At 66.2% G+C, this 17,790-nt stretch carries 11 protein-coding genes; 3 read left to right on the forward strand and 8 right to left on the reverse strand.

All coding sequences use genetic code 11. The annotated features are described in order from the left end of the window. Window positions 1-4,636, reverse strand: a 4,636-nt coding sequence (locus tag J2W68_RS02440) for a DUF7507 domain-containing protein (protein WP_310232467.1), incomplete at its 3' end; no start/stop codon positions are given. A 404-nt stretch (window positions 4,637-5,040) separates the two neighbouring features. Then, a complete protein-coding gene (locus J2W68_RS02445; RefSeq protein WP_310232470.1) occupies window positions 5,041-5,739 on the reverse strand; it encodes a response regulator transcription factor in 699 nt (232 codons plus the stop codon). Between the two features lie 365 nt (window positions 5,740-6,104). On the opposite strand from J2W68_RS02445, the gene J2W68_RS02450 reads away from it, so the two are divergent. Continuing rightward, window positions 6,105-7,370 carry an alpha/beta fold hydrolase gene (locus J2W68_RS02450; RefSeq protein ID WP_310232472.1) on the forward strand — a complete coding sequence of 422 codons (1,266 nt, stop codon included), beginning with the start codon at window positions 6,105-6,107 and terminating at the stop codon, window positions 7,368-7,370. Window positions 7,371-7,656: 286 nt separating this feature from the next. Here J2W68_RS02450 and J2W68_RS02455 read toward each other — a convergent pair whose 3' ends face one another. Continuing rightward, window positions 7,657-9,876 (reverse strand): TonB-dependent receptor domain-containing protein, encoded by a 2,220-nt coding sequence (locus J2W68_RS02455; RefSeq protein WP_310232474.1) that lies wholly within the window; start codon window positions 9,874-9,876, stop codon window positions 7,657-7,659. Window positions 9,877-10,495: 619 nt separating this feature from the next. On the opposite strand from J2W68_RS02455, the gene J2W68_RS02460 reads away from it, so the two are divergent. Continuing rightward, window positions 10,496-11,194 carry a class I SAM-dependent methyltransferase gene (locus J2W68_RS02460; protein ID WP_310232477.1) on the forward strand — a complete coding sequence of 233 codons (699 nt, stop codon included), beginning with the start codon at window positions 10,496-10,498 and terminating at the stop codon, window positions 11,192-11,194. An 86-nt stretch (window positions 11,195-11,280) separates the two neighbouring features. Here J2W68_RS02460 and J2W68_RS02465 read toward each other — a convergent pair whose 3' ends face one another. Together J2W68_RS02465 and J2W68_RS02470 are read right to left on the reverse strand one after the other, a co-directional pair. Beyond that, entirely contained in the window at window positions 11,281-12,387 is a 1,107-nt protein-coding gene (locus J2W68_RS02465) for an LBF_2804 family protein (protein ID WP_310232480.1), read from the reverse strand. A gap of 184 nt (window positions 12,388-12,571) precedes the next feature. Beyond that, entirely contained in the window at window positions 12,572-13,681 is a 1,110-nt protein-coding gene (locus tag J2W68_RS02470) for an aldo/keto reductase (protein ID WP_310232482.1), read from the reverse strand. Window positions 13,682-13,793: 112 nt separating this feature from the next. Here J2W68_RS02470 and J2W68_RS02475 point away from each other — a divergent pair, with 112 nt between their 5' ends. Continuing rightward, window positions 13,794-14,684 carry a LysR family transcriptional regulator gene (locus J2W68_RS02475; protein ID WP_310232484.1) on the forward strand — a complete coding sequence of 297 codons (891 nt, stop codon included), beginning with the start codon at window positions 13,794-13,796 and terminating at the stop codon, window positions 14,682-14,684. A 127-nt stretch (window positions 14,685-14,811) separates the two neighbouring features. Here the strand turns inward: J2W68_RS02475 and J2W68_RS02480 are convergent, their stop codons facing one another. The 3 genes from J2W68_RS02480 to J2W68_RS02490 all read right to left on the reverse strand — a co-directional run bounded on the left by J2W68_RS02480 (window position 14,812) and on the right by J2W68_RS02490 (window position 17,731). Further along, window positions 14,812-14,976 (reverse strand): hypothetical protein, encoded by a 165-nt coding sequence (locus J2W68_RS02480; RefSeq protein WP_310232487.1) that lies wholly within the window; start codon window positions 14,974-14,976, stop codon window positions 14,812-14,814. A 540-nt stretch (window positions 14,977-15,516) separates the two neighbouring features. Next, window positions 15,517-15,927: a hypothetical protein gene (locus J2W68_RS02485; protein ID WP_310232488.1), complete on the reverse strand. Its 411-nt coding sequence runs from the start codon at window positions 15,925-15,927 to the stop codon at window positions 15,517-15,519. 466 nt (window positions 15,928-16,393) lie between these two features. Further along, the gene (locus tag J2W68_RS02490; RefSeq protein WP_310232490.1) at window positions 16,394-17,731 is read right to left on the reverse strand and encodes a Fic family protein; all 1,338 of its coding nucleotides are present in this window, start codon (window positions 17,729-17,731) and stop codon (window positions 16,394-16,396) included. Window positions 17,732-17,790: the final 59 nt, after the last annotated feature.

Below are 17,790 nucleotides of genomic sequence, written 5' to 3' on the forward strand. Positions count from 1 at the left end.
CGTTGACCGTGTCGTTGTCGAGCATGTTGCCGACCGACGGATCACCCTCGGCACCATTGACCGGGCCGTAGTTGTCGTCGTTGGCTTCGATCTCGTAGGGGGTCACGCCCGTGGTGACCGTCGGCTGGCAGGCCGCGGACGTGTTGCCGGCCGGACACACCGACGGATCATCGGTGCTGATCGTCGCAGTGTTGATGATCTGGCCGGCATTCACGTCGGCCTGGGCCACCACATAGGTCCCGGTCAGCACACAGCTCGCACCCGGCGCCAGGCTGGCGCAGACGATGCTCGCGGGGGTGATGCGGTCGTCGCGCACCTCGACGTTCGGCAGGGTCACGGTGCCGGTATTGGTCGCGGTGACCGTGTAGGAAAGGGTGTCGCCGAGGGTGACGGTGCCGCTGCCATCCTCGTCCGCATTGCCGGCCAGCATCTTGTTGGTCGCCAGGCTGGGATTGCGCTCAAGCGTCACGTCTTCGTCGTCCGGCGGACTCGTCGTCGTGCCGCCACCCGGCGGGGTGCCGGTCGCGGTTGCGGTGTTGCGCACTTCGCCGGCGTCGACTTCGGCCTGCGTGATCGTGTGGACACCGGTGCAGGTGGTGCTGGCGCCAGGCGCCAGCGTCGTCGCCGGACACACGGCCGCGGCATCGAGCTGGGCGTCGTCGATCGCGATGTCCGTGATCGTGACGTTGCCGGTGTTGGTCACCAGGAAGGTGTAGGCGATCGTGCTGCCCGCGATGTTGCCGCTCGGCGTACCGGCGGTCTTGACGACCGTCAGCGCAGGCTCGACATCAAGCGTCACGTCTTCGTCGTCCGGCGGACTCGTCGTCGTGCCGCCACCCGGCGGGGTGCCGGTCGCGGTTGCGGTGTTGCGCACTTCGCCGGCGTCGACTTCGGCCTGCGTGATCGTGTGGACACCGGTGCAGGTGGTGCTGGCGCCAGGCGCCAGCGTCGTCGCCGGACACACGGCCGCGGTATCGAGCTGGGCGTCGTCGATCGCGATGTCCGTGATCGTGACGTTGCCGGTGTTGGTGACCAGGAAGGTGTAGGCGATCGTGCTGCCCGCGATGTTGCCGCTCGGCGTACCGGCGGTCTTGACGATGGTCAGCGAGGGCTCGAAGTCGAGCGTCACGTCTTCTTCGTCCGGCGGGCTCGTCGTCGTGCCACCACCCGGCGGGGTGCCGGTCGCGGTTGCGGTGTTGAGCACCTCACCCGCATCGACTTCCGCCTGGGTGATCGTGTGGACACCGGTGCAGGTGGTGCTGGCGCCAGGCGCCAGCGTCGTCGCCGGACACACGGCCGCGGCATCGAGCTGGGCGTCGTCGATCGCGATGTCCGTGATCGTGACGTTGCCGGTGTTGGTGACCAGGAAGGTGTAGGCGATCGTGCTGCCCGCGATGTTGCCGCTCGGCGTACCGGCGGTCTTGACGACCGTCAGCGCAGGCGCAGGCGTCTGCGTCGGGATCTCGACAGTCGGACGGCAGATCGCCGAGGTCGCACCGGCCGGACAGAGCTCGGGCGTATCGGGCGTCGTGATGACCGCGGTATTGGCGATGGTGCCGGCATCGACGTCAGCCTGGGTCACCGTATACGTGCCGACCAGGGTGCAGCTTGCGCCTGCCGCCAGCGGCGCACAGGTGATCGCGTCCGGCGTGATGCGTGTATCGGTGACGGTCACCGTGGGCAGGGCGACGTTGCCGGTGTTGGCAGCCACCACCGTGTAGGTGAGTACATCGCCGAGCGCGACCGCGCCTGCGGGTGCAGCGCCGTTGACCGCGGTCAGCGCCTTGGACGAGCTGAGCGCAGGCTCACCTTCGACCGGCGTCGTCTCGTCGCAATCGTTGCCGGCCGCGGTGCAATCGATGCCGTTGACTGCGACCGTATTGGCGATCTGGCTGACCGTCGCGGGCAGTATGGCGTCGATCTGCACGACGAACGAGAACGCGGTGCTTTCGCCGGGCCGGATGTTGCGGGCCTCGGTGTTCGTGCAGGTGCCAGAGGCGCAGGTGAAATCATCCGCGGCTGCGCCGTGGGTGGTGTTGATCGGCGTGGTTTCCACGACGTCGCCGGCGAACACGGTGGCAGCCTGGCTGCCGCCGACGTGGCGGATCTCAATGTTGTAGGTGAGCAGATCCCCCGGCGCAGCCGGCTCGCCCGCCGGAACGGCGGCACCGTCGCGGATGATCGACGCGAGTGTCTTGGAGACCTGCAGCTGCGCCGGCGTGATCGCCGGGAAGCTGCACGAGGCCAGATCGCGGCCCGCGCCACTGGTCGAGGTGCCGACGGCGACCATCGTGCCCTGCGCCAGATCCATCGCGTAGTAGGTGCCACCGCTGTTGTTGACCACGTACAGGCGGCCATCACCGCCGAACGCCGCGCCGGCGTAGTCCACGCCGACCGGGGCCCCGGTGAAGTTCTGCTGGCGGGTGGCGGTGCCCGCGTCGACGTCGACGCGGAACAGATCGTTGCCGGCGACAAGCCAGCCCGTACCGGTGCTGTCGAACGCGATATCGCCGGAATTGAAGTCGCTCGGTGCCACATCGTAGGTGAGCGTGCTTTGACCGTCGACGCGATAGGCGTAGTCGCCATCACGCACAAGTCGATACATCTGCGCGGTCGCGCCGGTGCCGGCACCCGTCGCCGAAGTGATGAGATAACCCACGCCGTCAGCCGTCATGCCAGCGCGCGGCAGGTTCTGTGCGTTGATCGTCGCGCCCGTGCGATACCAGCCGGGGCTGGTCGGGTGCGTCGGATCGTAGGCCCACACGTCGCCGCTGGGGGACTGGTGGAACAGCAGGCGGGTCCGACCGGTCGGGTCCACCATCAGGCCGTTGAGGTTGTTCCCGATCGCAGCGTCCAGACCAACCACGCGGCTGTCCGTCGCCGAGGCCGGCGCGTACTGGTAGATGCCCACGCCATTGACGATGTTGAAGAAGCCGCCGTCGACAGGACAGAAATTGACGTCTGCTACTGCAGGCGCGGTGACGCTCACCGTCGCAGACGATGCGTTGTTGGTTTCGTCCTGTTCGCCAACGGTGAGATCCGTGGCCGCGCGGTCGACCCGCGCCGAGTTGACGAGATCCGTGCCGACCGCGCTTGCCAACGGTGTGGCGCGAACCGTGACGACAACGCTCGCGCCCGCAGGCAGCGACTCGACGGAACCAGTAATGACGTACCCGGCGGCGTCGCTTCCGCTGACCGCGGCGGCGATATCGCCGCAGATTGCGCCACCCTCCTCGTCACTGCAGGTCACGCCGGCCGTCGACACGCCGCCCAGACCGACGGGCAGTGTGTCGGTGAAGGTCGCCGCGGTCGCCGTGTGGGTGCCGTCGTTGCGGATCGCGAGCTGGTACTCGATCTCGGCTCCAGCCGACGCCGTTGCAGGTGCGGACTTCTCGAGCACAAGGTCGATGATTCTCGGAATGTTCGTGAGCGTGCATTCGATGGCGTCGCCCAACTCCAGGACATCGACAGCCGGTGGCGCGTCCGGATCGTAGGGGCCGTCAGGCAATACCGTGCTGGATCCGGGATTGCCGGGGTTGGCGCAGCTGATGGAGCGATCGTATTGCTGCAGGGTCGACACGCTCCCCGACGTCATCCGCTCCGTCAGGGTCAGCGTATTGCCCGGCATCGTCGCCTGGGCGCTGATGTAATCCGAGATGGCGGAAGCGCCCGCCGTTTCTGCGGAAATGACGCTTTGATCCAGCACATTCGTCACTTCGTAGACGAACTGGTCCGCCGTGTTCAAACGTCCCTGCGGCAGCGCCTTTCGCAGTCGGACACCGCCCCAGCGCACGCCAACCGCGAACGCCTGGCCCGCACCCGAATGTACCTGCGCAATGACGGTGAAGGGTGTGGCGGCGGCGTTGATGTCACGACGGCTTGCAAGCACAGGTGCGTTCGCGCCAGAGCTCTGTGTTTCGCCGCGGACGCGCAGGCAATCGATGAATGTGGCCGGATTGCAGGCGATCGTGCCGGCCGGATTCCCCGATGCAAACGGGAAGCCGAGATTCTGGTAGTTGCCGCCGCCCGGCGCAGGGATGGAGGTGCCGCTGCTCGATCCGATCGCGATGGCCGAGGCCGGGGCAGTACCTAGCCACTCCACGAGTTCCCAGGGCGATCCACCCGACACGACACCAAAATCGATGTGCTCGGGATTCGAGTTCAGGCGCTCGGCGTCCGCGACGATCAGCTCGAAGGGGACATTGGTGACCTCGGTCCCATTGGGGCGAAACAGCTTGACATCGCGCAGGGTCAACACCGTGCCGTTGCCGCCCCCGTTTTCGCTGAGCAAGCCCACTCCGTTCGGCGTGAGCAGGCGGTAATAGCCGCTGGTGCCGCTGAAATTCGAACCACTCCAGACCGGTGCCTGCCTGATCTGGTAGACACCATTGCCGCCGTTGACGCCCCCCGCCAGTTCCACCGTCATCTGGATCGTGGAGCCGTCGGGCAGAGTGAAGGTCCGCTGCTGGCTATACGGCGTCGCGAGCGATGTGCCCGAAGCGCCGAACTGCAGCCAGCAGATCTCGTCGACATGCTCACCGTTCGAATTCGGATCCGACAGAATGCAATCAGCGGTGCGTGCGGTCTGTGCCTGCGCAGGCAGGAACAACCCGAGCATGAAGATCAGTGCAAGCAATCTGAGGAGGTTGCGCCCCGCCTCTGGCAGCGCACCTGTGCGACCCGCTGCAATGCGGCGTTTTCTCTGACTGTTGTGCTGGCTCATGCCCATTCCTTCATCCCCGACCTGACTGACGTACGCTTTGCCCACGCACGCAGACGCCTACACGCTCCGCGGAAGGCCGAAGACCTTCCGCCTGAAGCGGTATGCGAGTTCTTGACTGGCGCCGACAGCGCGGCGCACCCCTAACAACGGGCGGAATTAGACAGGAGGCGGTGCGGTGAGGCACGCACGCTTCCTCACCAAATCTTGCAACGGAAAATCTTTCAGAAAGTGGCGTTCAGAGGCACGCCGAGCTGACATTCGTCCGCGCTTGTGCGGACCCGCACAAGCGGTTTGAAGACTATCGAGCCGTCAATCCGTTACCACGCCAGCACGTAACCAACGCCGCGAACGGTACGAACAGGCAGCTCCTGCCCCGTCGCCTGCAGGCACTTCTTGCGTAGCCGATGGATCAGCATTTCGAGCCGATGCGGATCGAAATCGTCGGCGTCCTCCGCAAGCACGGCCATCAGTGCTTCACGTGTCACCGGCTCTCTCGGCGTCGCGGCGAGTTGCGCCATGAGGCGTCGCTCCGGCAGGCTCAGTTCGATGGAACGGCCATCGGGCAGCAGGATCTTCCAGCCGAGTTCGTCGAGCTTCCAGCCGATCCGGGGCAGCGCTGCGTCTCGGGAATCCAGGCGGCGCTCGAGATTCCGCAAGGTGGCGACGAGTTCGGCGGAATCGATAGGTTTGGTCAGATACGCGTCGACCCCGGCCTCCAGTCCCCTCAGACGACTGGGCGCGGATGCGTAGCCGGTCAGCATGACCAGCCCGACCTTCGATGCCGCCTTGCGAAGATGACGTGCGATCGCGAAGCCATCGTCGTCGGGCAAGCCGACGTCGAGCAGGATCAGATCGAAAGGCGTCGCCACCAAGTCCCGATAGAGGGACAAGGCGCTCGGCATGCCGATGGCTTCGAATCCTTCGCGGCGCAGAAGCGGAAGCAGTATCTCTTCCCGCAACTCGTCGTCGTCTTCGACCACCGCAACCCGGGTCCGAACCGCATCAGCGTTGTTCACACGTTTGGGCCTCTACAGATCTTCAGGTGCGGCGGAACGATACCAAAGGATGAATGCAGCGCCGGAACGTTGACACAGACACCGCTCTTTCGGGAGGCGCGCACACGCTCAGGCACTCGCCGGCCCCGCGCACGATGTCGTTGGCGGACCGGGTGCGTAGGCAACACTTCCGCACGCGGCGCACACGCATGACTTCGGCGCGCGTGCCGGCGCGTGTCCGAGTGATAGGTTCGACTCCCGACTCTGGAGCCCTGCTGATGCGCCTTCCACTTCTAGCGCTTCTCATGCTGGCCACCTGCGCAACCAGCCCTGGTTCGGCGGCGGAGCGCTTCGGTGGCTGCGCTGCGCCATCTGCAGATGCCCTGGTGGACAGCGAATGCCTCACCGCCGCACTGCCCCTGCGGCACGAGGCACCGGCGGACGGTTCAATCGAGGTGTTCGTGCGGCGCGTTCCGGCGGCCTCGCCGGAAACGCGGCGGGGCGAAGTCTGGCTGATTGCCGGTGGACCGGGTGAGCCGGGCGCATCGTTCCATCCGCTGCTGGCAACGTTCCGCGCCGCGTTCCCCGATCATGATCTCATCGTGCCCGATCACCGAGGCACGGGCCGTTCGACGCGGCTGTGCCCCGAGCAGGAATCACCCGAGAGCGCCGAGGGTGTGGCGCTTGCCGGCGAGGAATGGGGGCCGTGCATCGGTTCGCTGCACGCGAATGCTGCGCGTACCGCCGCCTTCAATATCACCGAGGCGGCGCAGGATCTCTCGACGCTGATTGCCCGCCATCGGCGCGACGGCGAGGTACGTCTGTATGCGGTGTCCTACGGCACCCAGCTCGCGTTGCGCATGCTGCAGGTCGCGCCGCAGCCGCTCGACGGCCTAGTGCTGGATGGGCTGGTGCCACCCGAGTCGGCCGCGCAATGGGATCTCGGCCATCGCACCGCAGTCGTGGATGCCGTCGGGCGCGAGCTGCTCGGTCCCGATGACGTCGTGACGTATCGCACCCTGCTTGCGACGGACGCAGACGCGCCGTGGCGCGCGCACGTGCCTGGCGGTGACCTGCGCCGCACACTCGGCATGCTGCTCAATTTTCCCAGCCTGCGCGCACGCATTCCCCAAATCGTCGACGCCCTGGTTCGCGATGACGCAGCGCCATTGCAGACCGCCCTCGACGATCTGCAGGCCATCCACACCACGTTGACCACCGATCCGTTCTCGCCGCCATCCTTGCCTCTGGTGATGTTGATCTCGGCCTCGGAGAACAACGACCGTCGAGACCTCGACCCCACGACGGTGGAAGCAGAAGCGCGAGACGCGCTGTTCACGAGTCCCATCCCCGGATTCCTCGTAGACACGCCGCTGCCGCTGTATCCGCGTGACCGATTCTTCGGCGGTCTGCCCGCGGCGATACCGCCGACCCTTGTCGTCCACGGCACACTGGATCCCAACACGCCATACGCGGGCGCGCTGGCGCATGTGGACGCACTACGCACGATCGGTCCGGTGCAGCTGAGCACCGTGGATGCGGGCGCGCATTTGCTGGCATTCGTCGCACCCGACTGTTTCGCGGGGGCGACGAGAGCGTTCGTCGCCGGCGAAGAGGCGCCCGTGCGATGCCGGGAAGCTGATACGCAGTAAGACGAAGGGCGCGCTCCGCGAATCCGGATCTTCAGATGCCGGAGACCGCCGACGGATCTGCTGCGCATCCTGATGCTGAAGTCCAAGTCCGGTTTCCGCGTCGGGATTGCAACCTGACATGGGCTCGGAACGCCAATGCCGATGCGAACGAATCGGCGCACAGCATGCAATGCGCGCCGTCGGCTTCACGCCCCCGCTCGCTGCAACGCGCGCGCTCTTCGCTCCAAGGACGACGCGGCGCCGGCGTTCGGCCAAGCGAACCCGGCGCCGTCGACGCTTTGCCAGATCAGAAGGTGTAGCGGGCCCCGACGACCATGCTGCGGCCGCGCATCGGCGACTGTTCCTTGACGAACGAGGTATGCACATAGGCGGTCTCGTTGAGCAGGTTGGTCGCGCGGATGTAGAACTCCGCCGAATGCCGTGCCGTCAGCTCCAGGCGGTAGGCAAATGTCGCATTGAGCATGTCGTAGCCACCGGTCTTCGTTTCGTACGACGCAATGCGGTTCTGTGAGGACGTCCGGAAGTACTCGGCGTCCAAGGTGTACGGACCGCTCGACCATTCGTGGCGCACACCCCATCGGCCCGGGGGAATCCGCGGCAGGTTGTCGTCCTCGCTTCTGAGATCGGCACGCACGTAGTCGCCGAGCAGGGTCAACCGGTGATCGTCATTCAACCGGACGCTGACCTGGCCATCGACACCTGTGAACTTCGCATCGGCTGCCGTATAGAGCAGGTAGTTGTGCGGAACACCGGTTTCGAATTCGGTCTCGATCAGGCGTGCGAAGACATAGTCGTCAACGTCCTGATGGAACAGGCCCACCTCGAACTCGACAGGCCCTCCGGCGCGGCGGAACGTCAGATCGGCCGACCGCGTGGTTTCCAGAAGATCGGGGCGATTCGCCGGGAAGGTCGGCGAGGCGCCACGCGAGCGCACCAGCCCGACCTCGTAGCTGTTGGTGGCCAGGTTGTTCCCGTAGGCGTAGAGCTCGCGCACGCTGGGCGCGCGCTGCGTGCGCCCGAGCGAAAGCGCGATGGCGTAGCCATCGTCGAGGTTCCAGGTGCCGCCGACAGATGCAGAGAAGGGATTCTGCCGGGCTTCCGGGTTGCGGGCGGTATAGGTCGAGGTCACTTCGTCCCTGAGCACCTGCTCCCAGTCCGGGCCGTACCACCCTTCGAACAGCGCCTGGTAGGCGGGCGTCAGCGAATGCCGGAACCCGGGCGCGGGGGCGTTGATGGTGCGCCAGTCCTTGCGCAGCGCAATATCGAGAGCAAATGCGCCGAAGGCCCGGTGCTCGCTCAGGAAAACGCCACGACTCCTGGTGACGTGCGTATAGGGCGGGACCAGCGCGTAGCCATTGGCGGGAAATTCCACGTGCAGGTTGTTGACGTTGAGTCCGCTGAAGGTGCCGTCGGTGTATTGCACGCCGAAGGTCCCCGTGAAGCCCCATAGAGGCTTGTGGGTCAGATCGATCCGGCCATCTTCAACATCGTTGGTGTAGCGGCTGAAGAGCGCCGGCCCGTCGATCTCGTCGTGCCGGTAATCGGTCGACGACAGGCGCAACCGGAGATGTCGGAAGCCCGGGAACGGATCGGTGTAGTCGGCACGCACGTCCGTGCGCGCGTTGCGCAGCTGGATGCGTGCGGTGTGCTCGTCTGAAGAGCCGAACGGATCCTCGTAGGAATCGTGGGCTTCGCAATGCAGGTCGATCCCGTGGGTGTGGCACACACCGTTTGTATGCGAATGCCCCGGCAGGCCGTACTCGCTTTCCTGGCGGGTGTGGGCGATGCCGATGTAACCCCTGTCCGTGATCCAGGACGCGCCCAGCGACCCGGTGCTTCCATCCGCGAAGGAATCCTGCAGCTGCCCGCCCGGAATGTCGTAGTCGTCGCTGTGATGCCGCGCGACTTCGGCGTGCACGGCGAACTGCCCCGACCCGGCCGTCACCCGGCCCACGCCGGCCTTCTCCCGGTTGCCCGACCCCAGACGGACTTCGGCGCCGCCGCTCAATCCGTTGCGCGGAATCTCCTTCGGGATCCGGCTGTCGATCAGGTTGACCGCGCCGTTCATGGCATTGCCGCCATAGATCACCGCCGCCGGGCCACGGATGACTTCGATCGCGTCCAGCAACAGCGGGTCGGTCGTGATCGCATGGTCGGGCGACACCGAGGCCGCATCGAAGAGAGTCGCGCCATCGGAGAGAATCTCGATGCGCGGCAGCGTCTGGCCACGGATGACCGGCCGCGACGCTCCGCCACCGAAGCTGTCCAGATGGACGCCCGGCAGGCCTGCCAGTGTCTCGCCCAGGCCGCCCTGACGGCGGCGCGCCAGCTCATCGCCCCTCAGGACCGACATGGGCAGGGCCGCAAGCGGCGATTGCGCGCGCTCGCCGACCACAACCAGTTCGTCGAGTTCGACGGGGGTGGAGGATGACGTGTCTTGGGCAAACGCACCCAGTGGCGCGAGCAGGATGCTGGCGACTGCGGAGGACAACAAACGGGTTTTCATTCTGGGTCTCGTGTGAGGAAGGCCGTTGACCGCACGCTGCGCACGCACCGGCGAATGAGCGCGCACCATCGAAATGCGATCTGGGATCCGAAGATCTCGAGCCAGAATTGTAATGTAATAATGTAACGAATTGAACGCTTGTGGCCTTTGGACGCGTGCTTCCGGCCTCCTGATTCCACCGTCAATCCCGGACGATCCAGTCGTAGCTACGCTTAGAAAAACAGGCCGCGCGTGTCGGCACCGCGCTCCGCACTCCGCACTCGACGCGTTCTTGCGCCCCACGCGCGACCGCCAGTGCTGTCTGCGCGCGAGCGCGACAAAGCACGTATCGCCGACGTTCCCGTGATTCGCGGACAAGCTCGTTGAGCCACGCCAAGTGCTCCGACGCGCGCGCCGAGCAGTCTCATATCTATCGCCTGCTCGACTTGCTGCAGTCGGCTTGCCTGTCCGTCCGGCATGCACTCTGTCTCTACGCGTCGAGTCGCATCGACTCACAAACCCTCAAGCCGACGCGGCCGGCATGTTTGCGCATGACCTGCCGGCACCGATGTGCCGCGTCTTCGACACTTGACGCGTTCGCTAGCATCGAAGGTGAGCCCACTTCTCCCAGGTGTCCGCAATGCAGCCCAATGCACTCGTCGCCCTCTTCGACCAGCAGGCGCCTGGCTACGACCGGCAATGGGCGAAGACCGCTGCAATCCGCGACTGCATGTATCTGCTGCTCGAACCCTTGCTGGCCGGGTTGCCGGAAGATGCACACGTACTGTGCGTCGGCGTGGGCACAGGCCAGGAACTGGCCCATCTGGCGAAGACCTTTCCGCGCTGGCAGTTCGTCGCGGTGGACCCATCGGGCGCGATGATCGACGCCTGCCGCACGCGCGCCGAAGCCGAGGGCTTCGCCGGGCGATGCCGCTTCCACCACGGGTTTCTCGAATCGTTGCCCACCGAGGCGCCGTTCGATGCCGCCACCTGCTTTCTGGTTTCGCAGTTTCTCGTGGACCGTGCTGCCCGCGTGCGCTTCTTCGCCGGCATTGCCGCGCGCCTGCGCCCGGACGGACTGCTGGCGAGTTCCGATCTCGCCTTCGACACCGCATCACCCGGCTACGACGTGCTGCTACCCGCATGGATGCGGATGATGTCGATGGCCGACGTTTCGCCAGAAGCCCTGCAGCGCATCCGCGAGGCCTACGGCCGCGATGTCGCCGTGCTCCCGCCGCGCGAGGTCGCCGCGATTCTCGAAGACGGTGGCTTCGAGCGCCCGGTACCGTTCTTCCAGGCCGGGCTCATCCACGGCTGGGTGAGCCGGGTACCCGCGTGAGCCCCTCGCTGCACAGCGCGCCTGCACCGCTGACACCCCGGTGCGCCGGATCCCGTCGTCCCTGCTGACCAATCCAGCGCGACGCCTCACTCGGATTCGCAGCGTCCTTCAGCAATCCGTCGCTGCGCCACGTCCAGCGCGTCGCCGAGCGGGAGGTCGCACGCGGCGCAGGCGTCTTCGAGCACGCGTCGCTGCCGGCGGCAGCTGCGCCCGCGCAGGGCCGTGGTCGTCGTCATCAGTGCCAGTACCGCGTGCCGCGTAGGCGCATCGGCATCGTCGAGACGGGCGCGCACATCGGCCCACTCGGGAACGCGCGCGTCGATGTCGAAGGCCTCGCACAGACGCGCGAGCAGCAGGTCGTAGTTGGGATGCGCGTCCTGGGCCGCGACGACGAGTTCGGCGACGGCATCCAGGGCCAGGCGCTTGCCGTCGTTGTCCAGCCCTGCCCGCTCGAGCGCCGCAACGGCCTCGCGCACCGCCAACGGACCCGCGGCCCGCACGCGCGCCTCGCGGATCACCCACCACGCGATCAACGCATTCCAGCCCGCGAATACGGGCACCGCCGCGAAAGGCAGCAGCACACGCAGGCTGCTGCGCGCGAGCACGCGCCGGGCGAGGATGCGTACGACGAAACTGGTCGCGCCGACTTTTACGCGGTACAGCGCGGTGTAGGCCAGCAGCTTGAGCGGCGAGGCCCGCACGTAGGGATCGATGCCGTGCAGCGCGCGACGCGGGTTGGGGATGTCCAGCGCCGCGCGGGACAGGCCCGTCGTCAGCACGTCTGCGGCGTCGCCCTGGGAGAACGACAAGCCGGCCGCATCGGCAATGCCGGCAACGCTGCGCAGCAGTACCCAGTACATCGCCAGAATTTCCAGCAGGCTCATCAGCACCGCGATACCGCCGTACGACGCCCAATACGCGGGATCACTGCCCGGCGAGAACAGCGACGGTTCCGCGCCGGTGACCAGTACCTCGCGCAGCCACAGGTCCGCTGCACCGATCAGCGCGGCAGACACGGCACCGGACAGCCCGCACAGCACGACTGCAAACACCTGCAATCGACGGATCCGCGCCCGGTCTTCGTCCCGCCACGTCCGGATCTCGCTGTCGTCGCGCCGGCAGCCTCGGCGCAGGAACGCCAGGCCAGTGCGCTCCACGACGTTCAGCCGTTCGACGTCTGCTTCGGTCTCCACGATGCTCCAGGGCAAACAGGGCGCCCGAGTCTAGCGATCGCTCTTGCAAGACCGGATGCACGCAGCGCCGTCCCAGCCATCGCCGGAAAGAATCCTTCCGCACCCTCCGCTCGCTTCGCGCCTCGGCTTCACGGTGGGGCGGATGGAGCACTGCGGCGATCGACCATGCATACAACCGGCGCCGCTAGTGCTGCCCCCATCCCGTCGCATGGTCCACACCAAAACGCATCCGCGGCCGCAGCTGGAAGATGAAGTACGGGTTGAGCGATGGCGGTTGGCTCACGTCGTCCAGGCGTTGCTGCTGGTCCGCGGTCAGCGCGATATCGAGCGAGGCGATGTTCTGCTGCAACTGCGCGACCCGGCTGGCGCCCACCAGCACCGACGACACGCCCGGCCGCCCGACGACCCACGCCAGGGCCACCTCCGCCATCGAGCGCGCCTGCTCGGACGCCACGTCGCGCACCACGTCGACGATGTCGAAATTGCGCTCGGTGAACAGCATGCCGCCGAAGGGATTGTCGCCATCGAGCCGGCCGTCGTCGTCGGCGCGCGCCGTGTCGTCGCCCGACGCCTCGCCGGGCAGTCGCGAGCTGCGCGCGGCATCGGCGAGCTTGGAGCGGTCGTACTTGCCGGTCAGCAGGCCCCCGCCCAGCGGGCTCCACGGCACCAGGCCAAGACCGAGCGCGTCACCGGCGGGCAGCAGTTCCAGTTCCACGCCGCGATCGAGCAGCGAGTACTGGTACTGCAGCCCGATCGGCGCCGGCAGCCCGTGCGCCTGTGCAAGCGTCGCCACCCGCGCCACGTACCAGGCCGGCGTGTTGGAGAACCCGTAATGCAGGATGCGCCCGGCACGCACCGCGTCGGTGAGCGTCTGCAGCACTTCCTCGGGCGGGGTGATGCGGTCCCAGACGTGCATCCAGTACAGATCGATGTAATCGGTGCGCAGCCGGGCCAGCGAGCCGTCGAGCGCGGCGCGGATGTTCTTGGCGCCGTTGCCGCCGCCGTGGGCATTGCCCTGCATGCGCGGGAAGCCGGACTTGGTGGCCACCACCAGGCGCTCACGGCCGCCTGCCTCGGCAATGAAGTCGCCGAGCATCGCCTCGCTGCGCCCGTCGCTGTAGAGATCGGCGGTGTCGACGAAGTTGCCGCCCGCATCGACGTAGGCGTCGAACACCGCCCGCGACGCCGCGGCATCCGTGCCCCAGCGCTGCGCGCCGAAGGTCATCGTGCCCAGCGCCAGCGGACTCACCAGCAGGCCGGAACGGCCGAGGGTGCGGTAATGGGTGAGATCCATGGGGATGCCCTGTGTCATTGCCCGCGGTGCGGGCCGGACGACCAGCCTAGGGCCGGAGGCCGCGCGCGATTAGCCGTTGCCGGGCGCATGGGCTTGTGAGCACACTGCAGCAATGCAGCGCAGCCAGCTCAACGATCTGTTCGCCTTCGCCGCCGTGGCCCGCGAGCGCAGCTTCACCCGCGCCGCCGCCGGGCTGGGGATTTCGCCCTCGGCCCTGAGCCACGCGATGCGCGCCCTGGAGGCGCGGCTGGGCGTGCGCCTGCTGGCGCGCACCACCCGCAGCGTGGCCCCGACCGAAGCCGGCCAGCGCCTGCTGCAGTCGCTCGGCCCCGCGCTCGCCGGCATCGAGGACGGCCTGGCCGCACTGGATGCCTGGCGCGATCAGCCGCTGGGTGCGTTGCGCATCACCACCTTCAGCTACGCCGCGCAGCGCGTGCTGGCGCCGAGGCTCCCGGCGTTTCTGCTCGCCCACCCGGGCATCCAGGTGGAAGTGGTGGTGGACAACGGCCTGACCGACATCGTCGCGGACGGGTTCGATGCCGGCATTCGCTTCGGCGACACCGTCGAGCAGGACATGATCGCGGTGCGCGTCGGCCCGGACCTGCGCACGATTGTCGTCGGCACGCCGGACTACTTCGCCCGCCACCCCGCACCGCAAACCCCGGACGATCTGAAGGACCACGCCTGCATCGGCTACCGCCTGCGCACCTCGGGCGGCCTGCTGCCGTGGGAGTTCACGCACGAAGGCCGAGAGATCCGCATCCGCACCCGCGGTCCGCTGGTCGTCGACGATGTGGAGGTTGCCCTGGCCGCGGTGCGCGGCGGCGCCGTGCTCGGCTACCAGATGGAACAGGACGTGGCCGACGACATCGCCACCGGGCGCCTGGTGCAGGTGCTGGACGCATGGTGCATGCCATTCGCGGGCTGCCACCTGTATCACCCGAGCCGGCGGCAGACACCGCCTGCACTGCGGGCACTGATCGATGCGCTGCGATATGGCTGAGCGTGGAATTCCGGACAAGCGCGGAGCAACGGAATCACGCGCCGCCCGCGCCCTGTCCCAGCCACGACGGGCGCACGCTCGCTGCCCAGGGAGGTGAGCCGGCCGCGGGCCGCACGTCGGCAGGCACTTACGTTCCGCTGGGCTCGTTCTTTTCCTTTGTCTCTTGCGCGTCTTTCTTCTCTTGCGCGTCTTTCTTCGCTTGATCGTGGTGCCACTTGATGGCGAAGAACATGCCCGTGCCGAGCACGACGACCTTGAACACGATGAAGACAATGGGGAACCAGTCGTACATGTCTGCTTGCTTCCAGGCCGTCACTCGGCCCTGCGTGTGGTGAGATGCGCGCACTCCCGCACAACACGGCTTCGGCAGCTTTATTGTGTGCAAGCGATCGTCGAGTGACATCTTAGGCCTGTCGCCCAGCGCCTCCACGCGACACTTTGTCGCACTTGCCTGCTCTAGCGTGCACTCGCTCCCAAGGGCCGCAGTCCGAATGGCGGAACGCACACGTCTGACTGGCAGCGCCCATCAATGTGTCGCGCCGAAATCGGTGCACTCGAGTCCGGGCCTCAGTCCGCTTCGCATGTACGAGCGCTGCACTTGCCAGCGCTCTCGGCACGTCCATTCGCCAAAGACGATGCGCAGCGTGGCGTCGAACCCGCAACCGGTATCGCAGCGCTCAGGACAGTGCTTCATCTCTGGCCGAGAGCAGAAACCTGTTGCCCCGCTCGATCGCCCCAGAGCCGTGCGGATTAGCGCGAGACCTGGCCGCGTTGTCTCAGCGCAGCACGGGCCGCACGGCCCGCACTGCCACACGTTGGCACGTGCACCCGTCTACCGCATACGCGTCCACGGCACGCCACTGGTGCCCTGCCGGCGCCCTTCGCAGGGATCATCAATCGCCGTCGCGGTCAGCACGTCGCTGACCAGCGTCCAGCTGTAGCGCCCCTCGACGCCGATACAGTCCTTGCCCATCTGTTGGCGCAGCGACTCGCTCTCCCAGGTGTCCTGCATGACGACCTCGCTCCCGGTCACCGCATAGGTACCCCTCACCCAGTCGTCGCCCGTCGTCGTCGTGCCGACGAACGTGCCATCGGCGTTGAAGATCGCGACCGTCTCTCCATTCTGGTATTTGCCTGGCTGGAACGCGGATGGCGTGCTGCCACTCCCGGTGCTCGCGCAGCCTGCGGCCAGCAGTGCGCCAGCGACTGCCATGGCAGCGATGACTCGGTTGACGTGCGTCATGCGGGATCTCCCTGGATGTGGAACCGGCGTCCATTCGCCGCTCCTCGGGACAACAACGCGCATGGCGCAGAAAACCGGCCGCCGGGCCTTGGAACCGCACCGCGTAAGTGAACCTGGCGCCGTTACTTGCCTGCCCCGCTTCCAGACAAGTGCCCCGGCCCCGATACGCGCCCCATCAAAAAGGGCTCCCGGCGTTGCCGCGGAGCCCTTCTGATCGCTGCATTCAACTGATGGCGACGCCGAGCGTTTAGAAAATCAACATCAACAAACCGATCACAACGATCAGGCCGATCAGAAAAATAACGCCAGCAGTAGAGGCCAGAAACTTCAGCATGTCGATCACCTTTTCACTTCGCAGGGTTGATGGACAAATTACGTGCCGTCGAGCCTGCATGCCGTGAAACGATCGTCGCTGCCGGCGTACCTGCCAGGATTTGCTTGCGTGCTGCCTCGCATGGTCGCTGCCTCAACGCTTTAGACGCTTGGACATGTCTTGCGCAGGCGTGAACACGAACGCTTTTCCGCTGCGCCCCTGATCGAGCAGTCCCAGCTTGACCAGGCCCAGCAGATCCGCGCGAGCGGTTGGATAGGTGACCCGATGGGCCGCCTGGTGACCGGCGATCTCATAAGCGCTTTCAGGGTTGCGGATGGCGTGCAGCAACAGCGCACGCTGGCGATGGTTCAGCTGCGCGCCCAACGGAGAACCGGGGCGCAGCAGTGTCTCGGCCTGGCTGCGTTCCCGTCCTTTCCTCGCGAGGTAGCCACGCAAGCCCTCGACGGCATCGATGATGACGTTCAACTGGTGCGCGACGAAGTAGGTCAGGTCGGTGCCATCGCTCTCGGTGTAGAGGTAGGCGCGGATATAAGGCGCCGGCGCCTTCTTCAGCACGCTCGAGATGGAGATGTACTCGCTCAGCCAGTAGCCCGACCGCAGCATTGACCAGTAAAACAAGGCGCGTGCGGTGCGGCCGTTGCCATCGCAGAACGGGTGGTCGTAGCCGATCTGGAAATGGATCGCGATCGCACGGACGATCGGATGCAGGAACTCGCCCTCGTCCTTGGCATTGGCGAAGTCACAGAGCGCCTGCAGCCGTTGCGGAAGTTCCGCAGCGCGCGGCGGCACGTGCAAGACGACCTCCGGGTCCAGCCGGTCCTGGACGACGACATTGTCTTCGGCACTGCGCAGACGGCCCGCCTGCGATGGATCATCCATTGCGTCATCCATCAACTCGCGATGGATCTCGAGAATGGAATCGATGGTGAGCGGATGCGCCTGCCGCCGCCGCAGCGACTGCATCATCGCGTAATTGTTGTGGATCATCCGTTCGCTGCGATCGCGGGGCGCACGCCCGGTGCTGAGCATCTCCTTGGCGATCTGCCGCGTGGTGGAGGCGCCTTCCAGTTGCGATGAAGTCATCGCTTCCTCGATCAGCGAACGCATCAGATAGTGCTTTCTGGTCGTGTCTTCATCCACCAGACCGCTGGCCTGGATCGCACCGGCTGCCTCGCGGTCCAGAAAATGCAATTGCCGCTGCATGTTGCTGGTCAGCGACACGGTGAAAGGCAGCCCCGCCTTGTCGACCAAGGCGACGCGCCGCTCCAGACCTGCGCGGGCCAACTTGATGCCGGCCCACCAGCTCTCGGCACTCAGCGCAGCAGGTGGCGTCAGATGCCTGACATGGTCCCAATGGTCATAGACACCGTTGACCTCTGGACCGATCCCGTGGCGCAGCAGCGCCGCAACGCCAGCGCCGCTTTTTTCAAAAAAATCATTGAGTTGCGGCGCCTTGACCGGTAGCTTCATGACGAACTATCAGTTTTCTATAAATTTGATAGATATTTATATCAAACTTTCTTGGTGCG

The sequence above is a fragment of the Luteimonas terrae genome (genome assembly GCF_031457535.1).
Lineage (GTDB): Bacteria > Pseudomonadota > Gammaproteobacteria > Xanthomonadales > Xanthomonadaceae > Luteimonas > Luteimonas terrae_A.

Coding starts and splice junctions, on each gene's coding strand:
- J2W68_RS02455 (WP_310232474.1), bottom strand. CDS start 9,876: ATGAAAACCCGTTTGTTGTCCTCCGCAGTCGCCAGCATCCTGCTCGCG.
- J2W68_RS02460 (WP_310232477.1), top strand. CDS start 10,496: ATGCAGCCCAATGCACTCGTCGCCCTCTTCGACCAGCAGGCGCCTGGC.
- J2W68_RS02470 (WP_310232482.1), bottom strand. CDS start 13,681: ATGGATCTCACCCATTACCGCACCCTCGGCCGTTCCGGCCTGCTGGTG.
- J2W68_RS02475 (WP_310232484.1), top strand. CDS start 13,794: ATGCAGCGCAGCCAGCTCAACGATCTGTTCGCCTTCGCCGCCGTGGCC.
- J2W68_RS02480 (WP_310232487.1), bottom strand. CDS start 14,976: ATGTACGACTGGTTCCCCATTGTCTTCATCGTGTTCAAGGTCGTCGTG.
- J2W68_RS02485 (WP_310232488.1), bottom strand. CDS start 15,927: ATGACGCACGTCAACCGAGTCATCGCTGCCATGGCAGTCGCTGGCGCA.
- J2W68_RS02490 (WP_310232490.1), bottom strand. CDS start 17,731: ATGAAGCTACCGGTCAAGGCGCCGCAACTCAATGATTTTTTTGAAAAA.